Annotated in this window: 11 protein-coding genes; 7 read left to right on the forward strand and 4 right to left on the reverse strand. The window is 46.3% G+C overall.

Annotated elements, in window-relative coordinates:
- Positions 1-107: 107 nt before the first annotated feature.
- From VOA_RS04605 to VOA_RS04590, 4 genes are all read left to right on the forward strand, one after another.
- On the forward strand, positions 108-653 hold the full coding sequence (locus tag VOA_RS04605) for a septation protein A (RefSeq protein WP_000811601.1): 546 nt from the start codon (positions 108-110) through the stop codon (positions 651-653).
- 110 nt (positions 654-763) lie between these two features.
- On the forward strand, positions 764-1,165 hold the full coding sequence (gene yciA / locus VOA_RS04600) for an acyl-CoA thioester hydrolase YciA (RefSeq protein WP_001077271.1): 402 nt from the start codon (positions 764-766) through the stop codon (positions 1,163-1,165).
- A 90-nt stretch (positions 1,166-1,255) separates the two neighbouring features.
- Positions 1,256-1,552: a YciI family protein gene (locus VOA_RS04595; protein WP_000270294.1), complete on the forward strand. Its 297-nt coding sequence runs from the start codon at positions 1,256-1,258 to the stop codon at positions 1,550-1,552.
- A 1-nt stretch (position 1,553) separates the two neighbouring features.
- Entirely contained in the window at positions 1,554-1,952 is a 399-nt protein-coding gene (locus VOA_RS04590; RefSeq protein WP_000738920.1) for a GspS/AspS pilotin family protein, read from the forward strand.
- A gap of 108 nt (positions 1,953-2,060) precedes the next feature.
- Here the strand turns inward: VOA_RS04590 and metE are convergent, their stop codons facing one another.
- Positions 2,061-4,346 (reverse strand): 5-methyltetrahydropteroyltriglutamate--homocysteine S-methyltransferase, encoded by a 2,286-nt coding sequence (gene metE, locus VOA_RS04585; RefSeq protein WP_000213926.1) that lies wholly within the window; start codon positions 4,344-4,346, stop codon positions 2,061-2,063.
- A 396-nt stretch (positions 4,347-4,742) separates the two neighbouring features.
- Here metE and metR point away from each other — a divergent pair, with 396 nt between their 5' ends.
- Complete coding sequence (gene metR, locus VOA_RS04580; RefSeq protein WP_000571242.1) at positions 4,743-5,660, forward strand: HTH-type transcriptional regulator MetR; 918 nt, start codon at positions 4,743-4,745, stop codon at positions 5,658-5,660.
- Positions 5,661-5,666: 6 nt separating this feature from the next.
- Here metR and VOA_RS04575 read toward each other — a convergent pair whose 3' ends face one another.
- Complete coding sequence (locus VOA_RS04575; RefSeq protein WP_000366102.1) at positions 5,667-5,867, reverse strand: DUF4250 domain-containing protein; 201 nt, start codon at positions 5,865-5,867, stop codon at positions 5,667-5,669.
- 115 nt (positions 5,868-5,982) lie between these two features.
- Positions 5,983-6,669 (reverse strand): hypothetical protein, encoded by a 687-nt coding sequence (locus tag VOA_RS04570; RefSeq protein ID WP_000966998.1) that lies wholly within the window; start codon positions 6,667-6,669, stop codon positions 5,983-5,985.
- 718 nt (positions 6,670-7,387) lie between these two features.
- Here VOA_RS04570 and VOA_RS04565 point away from each other — a divergent pair.
- On the forward strand, positions 7,388-9,469 hold the full coding sequence (locus VOA_RS04565; protein WP_032468368.1) for a glycoside hydrolase family 19 protein: 2,082 nt from the start codon (positions 7,388-7,390) through the stop codon (positions 9,467-9,469).
- Positions 9,470-9,564: 95 nt separating this feature from the next.
- Here the strand turns inward: VOA_RS04565 and VOA_RS04560 are convergent, their stop codons facing one another.
- On the reverse strand, positions 9,565-12,018 hold the full coding sequence (locus VOA_RS04560; RefSeq protein WP_001037084.1) for a sensor domain-containing phosphodiesterase: 2,454 nt from the start codon (positions 12,016-12,018) through the stop codon (positions 9,565-9,567).
- 276 nt (positions 12,019-12,294) lie between these two features.
- Between VOA_RS04560 and VOA_RS04555 the strand changes: the two genes are divergently transcribed.
- Positions 12,295-14,649: a YgiQ family radical SAM protein gene (locus VOA_RS04555; protein WP_000555506.1), complete on the forward strand. Its 2,355-nt coding sequence runs from the start codon at positions 12,295-12,297 to the stop codon at positions 14,647-14,649.
- The last annotated feature ends 42 nt before the right edge of the window (positions 14,650-14,691 follow it).

Here is a 14,691-nt window from a genome sequence, read left to right on the forward strand (position 1 = left end):
AGCGAACACTAAAAATAAGATTAAGTCGCTGCCCAATGCTCTTGGCTATTCTGCTGCGGGGCGACTTTGGTTAGACTGTCACCACTTATGTGACTGGACGTACCCAAATGAAACAACTGCTCGACTTTATCCCACTCATTATCTTTTTTGCCCTATATAAATTTTATGACATCTACGTGGCAACCGGTGCCTTGATCGTTGCCACGGCGGTGCAAGTGATCATCACTTATGCCATGTACAAAAAAGTAGAAAAAATGCAGCTCATCACCTTTGTGATGGTGGCTTTGTTTGGTGGTATGACACTCGCACTGCACGATGACAACTTCATTAAATGGAAAGTGACCATCGTCTACATCGTTTTTGCTCTAGGCTTAACCATCAGCCATCTTATGGGTAAATCCGCCATCAAAAGTATGCTAGGTAAAGAACTGACGTTACCTGAAGCGGTATGGTCAACCATCACTTGGGCATGGGTTGCATTTTTCAGCCTCTGCGCCGCACTCAACCTGTACATTGCTTACCACCTCCCTCTCGATGTGTGGGTAAACTTTAAAGTATTTGGATTGCTTGCTGCGACACTGCTCTTTACTCTGCTGACGGGGGCTTACATCTACAAGCACCTTCCCAAAGAGCAAAAAGAGAAACACGAGTAAACGCTACAGGTTGCAAAGGGGTGCTCCCTTCGCTCATTTGTGGTTATAATCCGCCCCCTAATCCACAGCGACCGTATTCGGTCGCTGTTTTATTTGCTGTGGATACCCAAATGAATCAAACCGTTAATTCTCCTAAAGGCCAGCTTCTACTGCGCACTTTGGCAATGCCCGCCGATACCAACGCCAATGGTGATATTTTTGGTGGCTGGATCATGTCACAGCTCGACTTAGCGGGCGGCATTCTTGCTAAAGAGATCTCTTGCGGTCGCATCGTCACCGTTTCCGTGTCCAGTATTACTTTTAAAAAACCGGTCAAAGTGGGCGATGTGGTATGTTGCTACGGCGAATGTACTAAGATTGGCCGAACCTCAATGTCCATTAATCTTGAAGTTTGGGTAAAACCGGTCAAAGAAGATGGGGTTGGTGAACGCTTCCAAGTCTGCGAAGCTACATTTAACTACGTGGCAATTGATGCAAATGGTCGCCCAAGAGCGATATCCTCGGGTAACTGATCACAGAAATAGCGCACTCAGGCTTTTTTTCACCACTGAGTTGAGTACATTAAGATCTTTGCCTTCACGGATTTAATAAGGATATCAATTATGTGGTATATCATCTTTTCTCAAGATGTTGAGAATTCACTAGAAAAACGTATGAGCGTACGCCCAAAACATCTTGAACGTCTACAATCACTACAAGATGAAGGCCGTTTGCTGACGGCGGGGCCCATGCCAGCCATCGATTCTGACAATCCGGGACAAGCCGGCTTTACAGGTTCAGTGGTGATTGCAGACTTCGTATCCCTCGCGGAAGCCCAAGCGTGGGCGGATGCCGATCCTTATGTCGCGGCGGGTGTTTATGCCAACGTGATTGTTAAACCTTTCAAAAAAGTATTCTGATATGAAAAAAATGGTCCTGAGCAGCTTGATTGCCGCCACTTTACTCCTTGTGGGTTGTAGTTCTGGTTCAATGGAAAAACAGCGAAACCTTGAGCTGCTGGCAGGCAATCGAGCGAGTTTGCTCTCCACGGAATTGCCTCTCGAATTTGGCCCTCTGAATATCCTGCGCGCAACAGCGAATGGCAGCAGTATTGAGTTAATGATGGTGTACAACACCGATGCTCAAAATGCCAAGCCCACCGACCAAGTACTTAAAAACGCAGTTAAGAGTTTCTGCAACAGCAAAGATATTCGCTCAAACTTGGATGTAGGGATCAACTATCGAATCAAAATGCGTAATACGCGTGGTCAATTGATGGTTGATCAATTGGTCACAAAAGAGAGCTGTACACAAGGTTAAGCTGGTCTGGAGTCATCATAACACTGTCCAAAAGAACAAAGGCCTCATAGAGGCCTTTGCGGTTTATATTCACGATATACTCTAACTACTGAACATTGCAGCTTCAATTTACGATTGCCATTCATTGCGCAGCGTTTTCGCCGCATTCACCATGTTGGTGAGTGCCGCTTCCACTTCTGGCCAGTTACGGGTTTTTAGACCGCAATCTGGGTTGACCCACAAACGCTGTGCTGGAATTTTTTCTGCTGCTTTGCGAAGCAAATCTTCAATCCATGCTTGCGCTGGAATATTAGGCGAGTGAATGTCGTACACACCAGGGCCAATTTCGTTCGGGTAGTTAAACTCTTCAAACGCCTTGAGCAATTCCATGTTGGAACGTGATGTTTCAATTGTGATCACGTCTGCATCCAGTGCCGCAACCGATTCGATGATCTCGTTGAATTCGCTGTAACACATATGAGTGTGGATTTGCGTTTCAGGACGCGCGCTACCAGCGGAAATCTTAAACGCTTGTACAGCCCAATCTAAGTAAGTTTGATGATCGCGTTTTTTCAGTGGTAAACCTTCACGAATCGCAGGCTCATCGATCTGGATGATATTGATACCCGCATCTTGTAAATCCGCCACTTCATCACGCAGTGCCAACGCCAACTGCTGAGCAATCTCTTGGCGGCTGATGTCTTCTCGTGGGAAGGTCCAGCACAGAATGGTCACTGGCCCCGTCAACATCCCTTTCATCTGCTTAGAGGTCAGAGATTGCGCGTAAGTTGACCACTCCACCGTGATTGGTTTTTCACGTTCGATATCCGCCACCACAATCGCAGGTTTTACACAGCGTGAACCATAGCTCTGTACCCAACCAAATTGGGTGGTTTGGAAACCTGCTAGGTTCTCAGCAAAGTATTCCACCATGTCGTTACGTTCCGCTTCACCGTGTACCAGCACATCTAGCCCTAACGCTTCTTGGCGTTTCACCGCATCCGCTATATGGCCTTTCAAGGCTTGCACATAATCTTGCTCGCTCAGTTTGCCTTGGCGATACGCGCTACGCTCAGTACGGATCTCACCAGTTTGTGGGAAAGAGCCGATAGTTGTGGTCGGTAAGAAAGGCAGACCCAACACTTCCGCTTGGTGATGAGCACGCTCAATGTAAGGGGCACTACGCTCTGCCAACGCCGCCGTAATATTGTTGATGCGCGTTTGTACTGATGCCTTGTTCACGATGTGAGAAGACTTACGCGCAACAATTGGCTGGCTATAGGTATCACAAGCCAAAATCGCAGCAGCATCCCCTTCCAATGCACGCCCCAGCAAGGCCACTTCCGTCACTTTCTGCTTAGCAAACGCAAACCAGCTACGTGTTTCGGCACTCAGGTCGCCTTCCAGATCCAGATCGACTGGGCTGTGCAGCAGTGAACATGAGCTCGCCACCCACAGGCGCTCACCTAATAAGGTTTTCACTGGCTGTAGACGAGCCAGAATGGAACTCAAATCTGCACGCCATACGTTACGGCCATTGATCACACCCGCAGAAAGCACCCAATCAGACGGCAAGCGGTTAACTATGGTATCTAGCTGCGCTGGAGCCGCAGAGACATCTACATGCAGGCCATCAACCGGTAGTTCAACGATCTTATCGAGAGTGTCTAGCACTGAATCAAAGTAAGTGGTCAGCAGCAGTTTTACGTCACCACGAATCACTTGATAAGCCAGTTTAAATGAATCTTGCCAACGTGGTTCTAATTCTAAGGCCAGAACAGGCTCATCAATTTGTACCCACTGCACGCCTTGCTTCGCCAGCTTGCTCAGAATCGCTTGGTAAGCGGTCAATAGACGTGGCAACAGAGTTAAACGATCAAACCCTTCTTCCACTTCTTTACCTAAATACAGGTAACTGATTGGGCCAAGCAGCACAGGTTTTACATCGTGACCCGCTTGCAGAGCTTCATTCACCTCTTCAAACAATTGTGGCCAACTCACATTAAACGTGTCGTTAGAGCTGAACTCAGGCACGATGTAGTGATAGTTAGTATTAAACCACTTGGTCATATCAGAAGCCGCACTACCCGTTCCACAACCACAAGCATTTTGTGACTGACCACGACCGACACGGAACAACGTATCTAAATCAGGAAAACCGTGACTGTGACGTTTAGGCACATGACCCAATAATAGTGTGGTGGTGAGGACATGGTCGTACCAAGCGAAGTCACCAGCGGTCACAAAATCCAGTCCTGCTTCTTTTTGCAGTGCCCAGTTTTGCTGGCGAATTTGGCTACCAACTTGTTTTAAAGCAGCCTGATCAATGTCACCACGCCAGTATTTTTCAAGGGCGAATTTGAGTTCTCGTTTTTCACCAATACGTGGGTAGCCAAGAATGTGAGTCGTTGTCATGTGAAAATCCTTTGTCTGTTCTTAATAGGTCGTACAAGTTCTAAAGCCGATTCAGTACATCTCAAGATGTCTGGATGGCTAAACTATCTCGTTGTACGTCGATAAGAACAAGGTTCATTTATTCAACTTGTTTATTAGTAATTTTCATGTTGGTACTGGCGATTATCAATTTACCTTTACTATTTATAACCAAACTGCTTGGAGTTGCAGGTAGACAGCAAGTGAGCTCATCCCCATGAGCATAGAGACGCTATGTGATTGGGGTGAGCGAACGTAGCCAACACCGCTGCGGCTTCAAGCAGGAAGGTTATAGCCATCTAGATGTTTACAGCTCCGTAAAATCGGCGTAACTTAGCTAAAAATTCATGTTGGCTTAGGGATAAGTGAGGAGAGCTCATGATAGAGCTGAAACATTTGAAAACGTTGATCTCGCTACGCGATACCGGTTCACTGACCGCAACCGCGACCTCGTTGCATCTCACCCAGTCTGCGCTCTCACATCAGATTAAAGATTTGGAAGCGCGAATTGGCGGGCAGCTTTTTTTGCGTAAAACACGCCCAGTGCGTTTTACCGCCGAAGGCGAAATTTTGCTGCGTTTGGCGGACGATGTTTTACCCAAGATGGCGCGCGCCGAAAATGAACTGGCGAGCCTCAAGGAAGATGTGAACGGACGCCTGCACATGGCGATTGAGTGCCACTCCTGCTTTCAATGGCTGATGCCCGCCTTGCGTGAATATCAGGTCGGCTGGCCAAGTGTGGCACTGGATTTTTCTTCTGGTTTTGGCTTTGAACCTCTGCCCGCACTATTAGCGGGAGAACTGGATTTGGTGATCACGTCCGATATTTTGCCGCGCTCAGAAGTGCATTATGAGCCATTGTTTGATTTTGAAATGCGCCTTATCACCGCCACCAATCACCCGTTGGCAGAGAAAACCTTGATTGAGCCGCAAGATTTGGCCGATCAAACCATGCTCACCTATCCGGTGCAAAAGCAAAGGCTGGATGTGGTAAAACACTTTTTGCACCCCGCAGGTGTCGAGCCCGCGCGTTGGAAGCAAGCCGACAATACGTTAATGCTGGTACAAATGGTATCTGCAGGGTTAGGGGTTGCGGCTCTACCGAATTGGGCAATCAGCGAGTTTTCACGCCAAGGATTAATTACCAGTAAACCGTTAGGCAAAGGCTTATGGCGCAGACTGTTTGCGGCAACTCGTCACAGTGAAAAGGATAAACGCTACCTGCAAGCCTTTTTCGCTACCGCACGCCAACAATGCAAAAGCCACCTTGATGGGATCAAGATGGCTTCGCTTTAAAAATCATTAACGTGCATAAGCTTTGAATTGATTGGTAAGGGGATCGTATTGGTAACCCAGCACATCCAACTTACCGATCAGATGTTCAATATCCATTTCATAAGTGCTGATCAACTCATCCAGACTGTCACATTCCAAACGCAGTTTTTCATTGACGATGCCCAGCAAAATGACGCTATCGATATTTCGTACGTTGCTCAGATCCATCACATCACTCCTGATTGAATGTCCACCCGCAGCATTTGCTGCCCCATTCCATCAAGCATAGTCGCTATTTGGGTAACGAAAAGTGATCTGCGCGACGCACTTAACCTTCGCTACGTTAAAGCGGAATGTGATAAAGGCCGTGGAAACCCACGGCTGATGCAAGAACCAAAAGTCCTGCCACCACCAATTGCCATTTGTTCACGGTTGTACCGGACATCAAATGCCAACACCACACCACGACACCCGCAATCAGCAAGCCAAAGCTAATCACAATAGGCATAAGCAGTGTTTGAAGTTGCTCGTCACTCAAACCTGAAACATAAGGCAAGAGACACAATGCGGTGAACATGGCAGACACAATACCTACCACAGGCAAGATTCGATGAAATGCTTGTAAGCGTGAGCGAGCCAGTGTCAGTAACAAATGTCCGAACATCGCACCAAGCAGGAAAATCGCCGCAAAAATAGTGAGCGATGCTGGCCATGCTGGCGCTTCGCTGATCAAGATCCCGACATACGCCAAAGCCAAACCATTGACTAAATACAGCACCCACAATGGGCCTTCATCACGAGTCTTTTTGGTCTGTACCTGTGAATAAAAGTAAAACAGAGCGAACACCACCAGAAACGCTTCAATTTTGATCGAAGCGACGGCCAGCCACAACACTGCCAGCGCTGGCAGCACCTTATGGATACGTCCACGCTGTCCTGGACAGATTTCGCCTTTCACCAGTACCAGAGTCAAAATGATTTGCGCGCCCAACAACATGGGAGCGAATACAGAAATCAGAGAATAAAGCATAGTTTGCACATCAAAGAGCTATCGAAGGCGCCGATAATAGCAAACCTATGCCAAGAGTCCAAAGTGCATACGCCATAGTTGGTCACTACCGATATGACAAAGAGAATACAACAGGTTATACCCACCGATCAGAACAAAAATAAGATGAGGAAATATTGCTAATAATAAACGGAGGATAACGATTAATAATTTGAAGCAATATCTCATTTAAATTAGCGAATCGTATCGCCATTTCCTTTTAAAAAGTCTCAAAAAATACAAAATTAACAATTTGAAACAATTTAAACCGAATATATTTATCCAATATCAAAAAAAAACATGGGAACAAACAAATAAGAAAAATGAAATCAATTCCAATTATTTAAAAACATCACAATCAGAATATAACACTAGAATAATTAAAATTTTTAAAATATCACGCCATTAGACACAAAACAATAAAACAATAAAACAATAAAACAATAAAACAATAAAACAATAAAACAATAAAACAATAAAACAAAATATATAATATTAGAAGAAAAAACTCACAACATCAATTCAACAGCAATATCAAACAACCAGAAATAATACATCACAAAATGAACAGCATTGAATAATGCAGAGAAATAATTCAATGCAAATCATCATTGCCAGAAATGAGTTCAAATTTAATATCTTTCTATTCTCTGCTAACTTGTTATTGCCCTCCAAGGGCTTAAAAAGAGAGATATATAAGATGAAAGAAAAATATCATTTAAATAAATTAACGCTATGCCTTTTCGCTGGCAGTCTTGTCTCGACGAATGTTTATGCCGTCAATGAAACTGCTCCTCCACGAAATGGGGTTCCTACTGCTGATGCAATAGCCAAATACAATGAGGATATTTCCCTTGTTCGTAATTTTTCTCAAGCAGCCTCAGAAAGAGAACAGTATCCTAATTGGTTACAATTACCCGTCTTTGAACTAAGCAGATCTTATGAGCAAGCGGGTTTTATCGTACGATTTACGGATGGCCAACGTTGGGGGGTATTCTCCAATAAATGGTGGATACAAAACGAAAACCCTAGCTTCACAGACAGCAATAATGGTGCTTGGGAACTGCTTGCTGAAACAGATAGTAATGGCTATTACCTTCCTGAATCTGTAACCGTCAACATTTGGGATGCCTCTTTTAGTTATAGTGAAGGTGAAAAGGTTAAACACACAATCAATGGTCAAGAACTGTATTTTCAAGCTAAATATTGGACTCGTGGCAATGAACCAGTGTTAACCGTGACGGATGGGGGGAATGCTCAAGAGTGGGAAACTCCATGGAAAAAAATCGATGATGCTACTGTCGTTCCACCACCAGTAAACCCTGAACCACCTATCGAACCACCCATTAACCCAGAGCCTCCGATTGAACCGCCTATCGAGCCCCCTGTTAACCCAGAACCACCTGTAACACCAGAACCTGAACTACCAAGTGACTTTTGGAATGAAACCACCGCTTATAGCGCTGGCGATAAGGTCAAACATAACATCGCTGGCGTTGACCGACTCTTTGAAGCCAGATATTGGACTCAAGGTGACAAACCGGTTTTAACCATTTCCAGTGGTGGAACAATTCAGGATTGGGAGACGCCTTGGAAAACCATTGACAACATTGAACCACCAGTAAACCCAGAACCACCAATCGACCCAGAACCTCCTGTAGACCCTGAACCACCAGTAACTCCAGAACCTCAACCACCGATTGAGCTGCCTTCGGAAGGCTACGAGTTCTTACGTGAACTTACAGATGCACACTGGAACTGGTTCTTCCCTATGCGCTCTGGGCGCTATAACCTTGATGGTGGAACACGAAATGCGCCTCCATTCGCTCTTGCTGATGGTTCAACGGACACGTTTACCCTGAATGCCTTTAAAAGTGCAGTGCTCGAATACAATACTTGGGCCAAGAAGCAGGGCTACAAGCAATTCTTGAATGAAGGCACTAAGTCCCAGCAAGCTTTGGAATTTACGACCTTCTGGGCTAAGTCGGCTCGTGAAACTTCAGGTTCATGGGAAAATGCGCCTGCACCATGGATTGTAAATGATAAAGATGCTGGCATTGTCTGGAAGGGAGCTTTGTACTGGGTTGAAGAAGTGGGTTACACCACAAACCCAGATGGTACAAGCCCAGCCATAAACTATGTTGACCACGCTTCTACCGCTTATCCGCCAGTAGAAGGCCGTTCTTATTATGGACGTGGTGTAATCCAACTTTCATGGAACTATAACTATGGGGCCTTTAGCTACTGGTTATATGACAACGGTATGATGAGAGATCTCATCACTGAGCGTAATACACTACTGAAACGCCCAGATTATGTGGCAAGTAATGGTGCTTTATCCATTCTCTCTGGCATTTGGTTCTGGATGACCCCACAAGGTGCAAAACCCGCCTCTCATGATGTCATGCTTGGTAATATCACTCATGTTTCCACCTCTAGCCAAGAATTAGGCCTACCACAACGCAATGATGGCCAAAGCATCATAACCGCTGAAGGTGAGTCTTATGATGAAGCGGTGATTTCATACCGCCTAGGTACGGTCATTAATATTGTTAATGGGGGGTTGGAATGTAACAAAGCGGCGGCTTGGCATACAGGGCCAACGCAGCGCGTGTCGTACTACAACGCATTTGCGAAATATATGAACGCGAATGTAACTGGTATTGATATTCCAACAATTCAGGATGCGGTGAATGTTTGGTCAACCAAAGTGAATGATCAAAGTCCAGAGAACCTGAAGACATCAACATGTTACTCTCAGAAAAGTTACTACGGTTGGTAAGTTAAACCGTACAGATTTTTTGAATACATTTGAAATCGGTGAATTGTAGAATCAATTCCATTTATCAACCAAGCCCGAAATTCGGGCTTGTTTTTTTACTGACTGGCTAAATAAGTAAGTAATTTCTGCGCAGTAATCATGCCTTTATAGGTTTTCCCCTCCACCAAAACCCAAGGTGGTGGTGAATGCGATTTTAGCAGTGAAGGTAATAACCGAAGATCCGTATCATGCGGGATCTTCACCCACTGATGCTGCATAACTTGATTCACAGGCTTACGCCACATGGCAGCTTCGCGTGAGGTTTCCAACTCTGTGCCCATTGTTGGGGTGAGATGTAAGTTCAGCGCAGCCCTATCGACTAAGCCTACGCATTCTCCTGCAACCACCACTGGCAACACATCAGATTGAGTGGCATTGAAATACTCAACAGCAATCGAAATGGGGTCACTTGGATCAAGTCGATGTTGGGTAAAGGTTGCCAAACTTTGGAGAGTGGTCTGCTCTTTACGCCATTTTTCTTCTTCTCGCCCCGAAAGTCCGAGATTTTTCCGGTAGTCCATCGCATGGATCAAACGGCTAATCGGCAATGGTTTGGCAAAGAAAAAACCTTGTAACAAATCGACCCCGAGCGATCTGAGTACATGCACTTCATATTCGGTTTCTACCCCTTCGGCAACCACTTTAACCTCGAGCGTATGAGCTAAATCGGTCATCATTTTGACAATCGCATAGCGTCGAGAGCCCAACTCAATCCCAGAGACAAATTCACGATCAATTTTCAAATAATCGAACTGACACTCGGTTAAATAAGAGAAAGAAGAAAAGCCCGTCCCAAAATCATCAATGGCTATGGTCACTCCCATATCACGTAGGCTTTGCAGCATCTTGCTGCCTTGAGAACGGGAATCAAAGTAAGCACTTTCAGTCAACTCAATCGTAATATACTTCGCTAGTTCCGGCTGCTCTGCCAGCATATCTGCATTTACACGTAAAATCTGTTCTGCAGTAAGTCCAACGCTGAGTGAACGATTAATTGTTACCCCAATGTGGTAGCCAAACAGTGCGTGAATTTTAGGAAGATCGCTTAACGCTTTACGACCCACAATGCCATCTAACCGATCGATTAAACCCAACTCTTCCGCAATCGTAATAAGCTCTTGAGTAGTGGCATGCAATACCTCTGGAGCTTGGAAGCGGCATAAGGCTTCAAACTTAACGATAGACCAAGTTTGGCTATCAATAATTGGCTGATAAAAGACTTCAACATCGCCATTGTCTATCCATTTTTGTACCCACTTTTCCAACGTTTTACGCCGCTCAGCCTGCTGATGCATGGTTTGATCGTAAAAATTGATATGCCGAGTGTCTCCCGCATGATGCTCTAACATCGCTTGTAAAGCATGGGGAATTAAGTGATCAACGTTTTGTGTATCTCCTCCTAACACAGAAACGCCCAAGCGACCTTGCGCTATTGCTTGGTGTATCACGTGTCCGCCTCTTTTATGTAACTCTTCAAAAAACTGGCGAAGTGTGCGCTGTATGCCAAGCAGGGGTTTATTATCGGCACCTTTCTCGGCATCCAGTTGGCAGAGAAAAATACCTTCGCCGTGGTAGCCGCACAGTTGAACTTGCCGATTCTGCGCAAGACTTGCCGCTAAACCGCGGATCTGAGCGTAGTATTTATCGCTGCTGAACTTAGGTTGTATCGCTAACACAAATCCCGTTGTAGCTAAGTGTCCGAGCAAACGTTGTTTCAACTGTGCACTAAATTTTGCCAATGTGGGCAGTTGAGTGAGCAACTCAACATCTCCAGCTTGCTGATCGATAACTCGGTCTAAGTGCGGCGCAAGATCAGTGGTAAAACCGATATAAAATATCTGGCCTTTTTGTGGGCTTAAACGCTTAATCGACAAGTCTTGTGGCCAAATTTCGCCAGAAGAGCGCTGAGAGAGAATCGTGCCATCCCACCACCCTTGCTCTTGCAGTTGGTGCCACATATCAACGTAAAAATGTTGAGAATGCTTCCCTGAATTGAACAGGCTGGTTTTTAACCCCAACATTTCACTTTGCTGGTAGCCTGTCTGCTCTTCAAAATAGCGATTGCAAGCCAGAATCCGAGTCTGACCATCGGTGATCACCACGCCGTGATGCCGATTATCAAACAAAGCATCAAACGCAAAAGCCGACTCCATACCAGAGTGAAAAATCAATAGTGGTGTAATGTGCCCAGTAATGATTTGGTGATTAACCTCGACCACCGTAAACGCCACTAATGCCACCAATTTTTCTGCATTCACCAGAAAACTGTTTACGGTTTGAGGGTGTTGGCCGGAGCTTGCTAAGCAGTGCAATGCCTGTTCACGTTGCGTTAATGGTAGAAAATCCAGAAAATCCTCTGGTTTTTTGATCGAAGCTATATCTCCGATCAGTGATTGCCACATGGCTAAATCATATTCCATATGTTGATTGGCAATTTGATAACACCAGCTCAGTGCAGCATAACGTGTTGGAACATTTGAACATTTTGATTCAGCAGCTAATTTATTCATTCTACATCCTGGACTGATGACATTTTTTAGAGTTCTCCACTCACCTTAATGCAGTCTTGGTGCACACAATATGACTCATTGCGCATATTGCCAATTTCATCCTAACTAAAGTATTAACCGCTCAGCCTGAAGCTGCCAGTTTTCTCTGACTATCAAGGCGCTCTACCAATCCCTTCCTTTACGAAATAAACCCTTAACAATTTCGGGGCGATGTTGCGGTAGATACTGACCTTGCAAGCCGCTATAATGCCGCCCTCTTAATCTTGAGGCTCCAATATGCACAGCGAAGTTACCCCCATCCACCACTATAAAAAATACTGGGCTGAATGTTTCGGCACAGCACCATTTTTACCGACCAGTCGTGAGGAAATGGATCAATTAGGCTGGGATAGCTGTGACGTTATTATTGTGACCGGCGATGCTTATGTCGATCACCCAAGCTTTGGTATGGCGATCATCGGCCGCTTGCTTGAAGCACAAGGCTTCCGTGTCGGGATCATTGCACAGCCAGAATGGCAGACTAAAGACGCCTTTATGACGCTTGGCAAACCGAACCTGTTTTTCGGTGTGACCGCCGGTAACATGGACTCAATGATCAACCGCTACACTGCGGATAAAAAAATTCGTCACGATGATGCATACACACCAAATAACAAAGGCGGTATGCGTCCTGACCGTTGTTCATTGGTTTACTCACAACGTTGTCGTGAAGCCTATAAAGATGTGCCGATTGTGCTTGGCGGTATTGAAGCCAGCCTGCGTCGTGTCGCGCATTACGATTACTGGTCAGACAAAGTTCGTCGTTCCATCCTGCTGGATGCGAAAGCCGATATTTTGCTGTTTGGTAACGCAGAGCGTGCTCTGGTTGAAGTGGCTCACCGCTTAGCCAATGGCGAATCGATCAACAAGATGATTGATGTACGTGGTACGGCAGTAAATCTGGCTCAGGTTCCTGATCACTTTAAAGTGATCGATTCCACCCGAATTGATCAGCCAAACAAACCGTTTGTGCCAAGCAACCCGTATGAAGTGGAAACGCAGTGCGCGACCAAAGGTGATGAAAAAGAAGAAGCCAAACCCATCACCATTCGTCCATCACGTCACGATGCGAAAACCACTGCGGTGCGTCTGCCCTCGTTTGAAAAGTTGGTTAATGACCGTATTTTGTACGCGCACGCCAGCCGCGTATTGCACTTAGAAACCAACCCTTATTCGGGTCGTGCGCTGGTTCAGCGTCATGGCGACCGTGAACTGTGGGTTAACCAAGCACCGATTCCGCTCACCACTGAAGAGATGGATTTCGTGTTTGGCCTGTACTACGCCCGTATCCCGCACCCTAAATATGGCGATGCGAAAATTCCGGCGTACGACATGATCAAAACCTCGGTCAACATCATGCGTGGCTGTTTTGGTGGCTGTTCATTCTGTTCTATCACTGAGCACGAAGGACGCATCATCCAGAACCGTTCGCAAGAGTCGATCATCAATGAGCTGAAAGAAATCCGTGACAAAGTGCCGGGCTTCACCGGTGTGATTTCAGACTTGGGTGGCCCTACCGCGAACATGTACCGCCTCGGCTGTTCAGATCCGAAAGCGGAAGCGAACTGTCGTCGTCCAAGCTGTGTGTTCCCGGGCATCTGTCATAAGCTGAATACCGACCACAAACACACCATCGATCTGTATCGTGCAGCGCGTGATGTGGAGGGCATCAAGAAAGTGGTCATCGCTTCTGGTGTACGTTACGACTTGGCGATTGAATCGCCTGAGTATGTGCGTGAGCTGGTTACCCACCACGTCGGCGGCTATTTGAAGATTGCTCCTGAGCATACGGAAAAAGGCCCGCTGAGCATGATGATGAAACCAGGCATGGGGACTTATGATCGCTTTAAAGAGCTGTTTGAAAAATACAGTGCTGAAGCGGGCAAAAAACAGTATCTGATCCCTTACTTCATCGCTGCTCACCCAGGGACTGAAGATGAAGACATGGTCAACCTCGCGCTGTGGCTGAAATCCAACAACTACCGTTGTGACCAAGTACAGAACTTCTACCCATCGCCAATGTGTAATGCTACCGCGATGTATCACGCAGAAGTAAACCCGCTGAAACGCGTGAAATACAAGAAACCGGAAAAGGTGCCAGTGGCGAAAGGTGAAGCGCAACGTCGCTTGCATAAAGCACTTCTGCGCTACCATGATCCTGCCAACTGGCCGATGATTCGCGAAGCGCTGATTGCGATGGGCAAACGTCATCTAATTGGTGACCGCCCTGAGTGTCTGATCCCAGAAAAAGATTCAGACCTAGTCACCCCAGCACAAAGCCGCAAATCAGGTCGTCATGGCGCGAATCGTTTTGCGACCAAGCATACGCATAGCCAACCGGGCTTTGATGCGCTGCGTGGTAACAAATCTGGCGGCCAAGGTCGTCCGAATAGTGGCAATAAATCGAATCAGGGCAAACCAACCGGTGGTAAACCGACAGGCAGTAAGCCTGCGGGCAACCAACCTGCTCGCGGTGAGCAAAACCGTGGCCAGCAAGGCCAACGGGGTTCAGCGACAGGCGGTAAACCACAAGGCTCTGGGCGTCCTGCCAGCCGTGATAATACTCAACGTCAGCCGCAACGCGCACGTTAAATCTATACCTCTTCCAGCCTCCCATTTGGGAGGCTGGATGTT

The sequence above is a fragment of the Vibrio sp. RC586 genome (assembly GCF_000176715.1).
In the GTDB taxonomy this organism is placed as follows: Bacteria; Pseudomonadota; Gammaproteobacteria; order Enterobacterales; family Vibrionaceae; genus Vibrio.

Bases quoted from the DNA above. Each gene is read 5' to 3' on its own strand.
- VOA_RS04605 (WP_000811601.1), top strand. From the start codon at position 108: ATGAAACAACTGCTCGACTTTATCCCACTCATTATCTTTTTTGCCCTA.
- yciA (WP_001077271.1), top strand. From the start codon at position 764: ATGAATCAAACCGTTAATTCTCCTAAAGGCCAGCTTCTACTGCGCACT.
- VOA_RS04595 (WP_000270294.1), top strand. From the start codon at position 1,256: ATGTGGTATATCATCTTTTCTCAAGATGTTGAGAATTCACTAGAAAAA.
- VOA_RS04590 (WP_000738920.1), top strand. From the start codon at position 1,554: ATGAAAAAAATGGTCCTGAGCAGCTTGATTGCCGCCACTTTACTCCTT.
- metE (WP_000213926.1), bottom strand. From the start codon at position 4,346: ATGACAACGACTCACATTCTTGGCTACCCACGTATTGGTGAAAAACGA.
- metR (WP_000571242.1), top strand. From the start codon at position 4,743: ATGATAGAGCTGAAACATTTGAAAACGTTGATCTCGCTACGCGATACC.
- VOA_RS04575 (WP_000366102.1), bottom strand. From the start codon at position 5,867: ATGGATCTGAGCAACGTACGAAATATCGATAGCGTCATTTTGCTGGGC.
- VOA_RS04570 (WP_000966998.1), bottom strand. From the start codon at position 6,669: ATGCTTTATTCTCTGATTTCTGTATTCGCTCCCATGTTGTTGGGCGCG.
- VOA_RS04565 (WP_032468368.1), top strand. From the start codon at position 7,388: ATGAAAGAAAAATATCATTTAAATAAATTAACGCTATGCCTTTTCGCT.
- VOA_RS04560 (WP_001037084.1), bottom strand. From the start codon at position 12,018: ATGAATAAATTAGCTGCTGAATCAAAATGTTCAAATGTTCCAACACGT.
- VOA_RS04555 (WP_000555506.1), top strand. From the start codon at position 12,295: ATGCACAGCGAAGTTACCCCCATCCACCACTATAAAAAATACTGGGCT.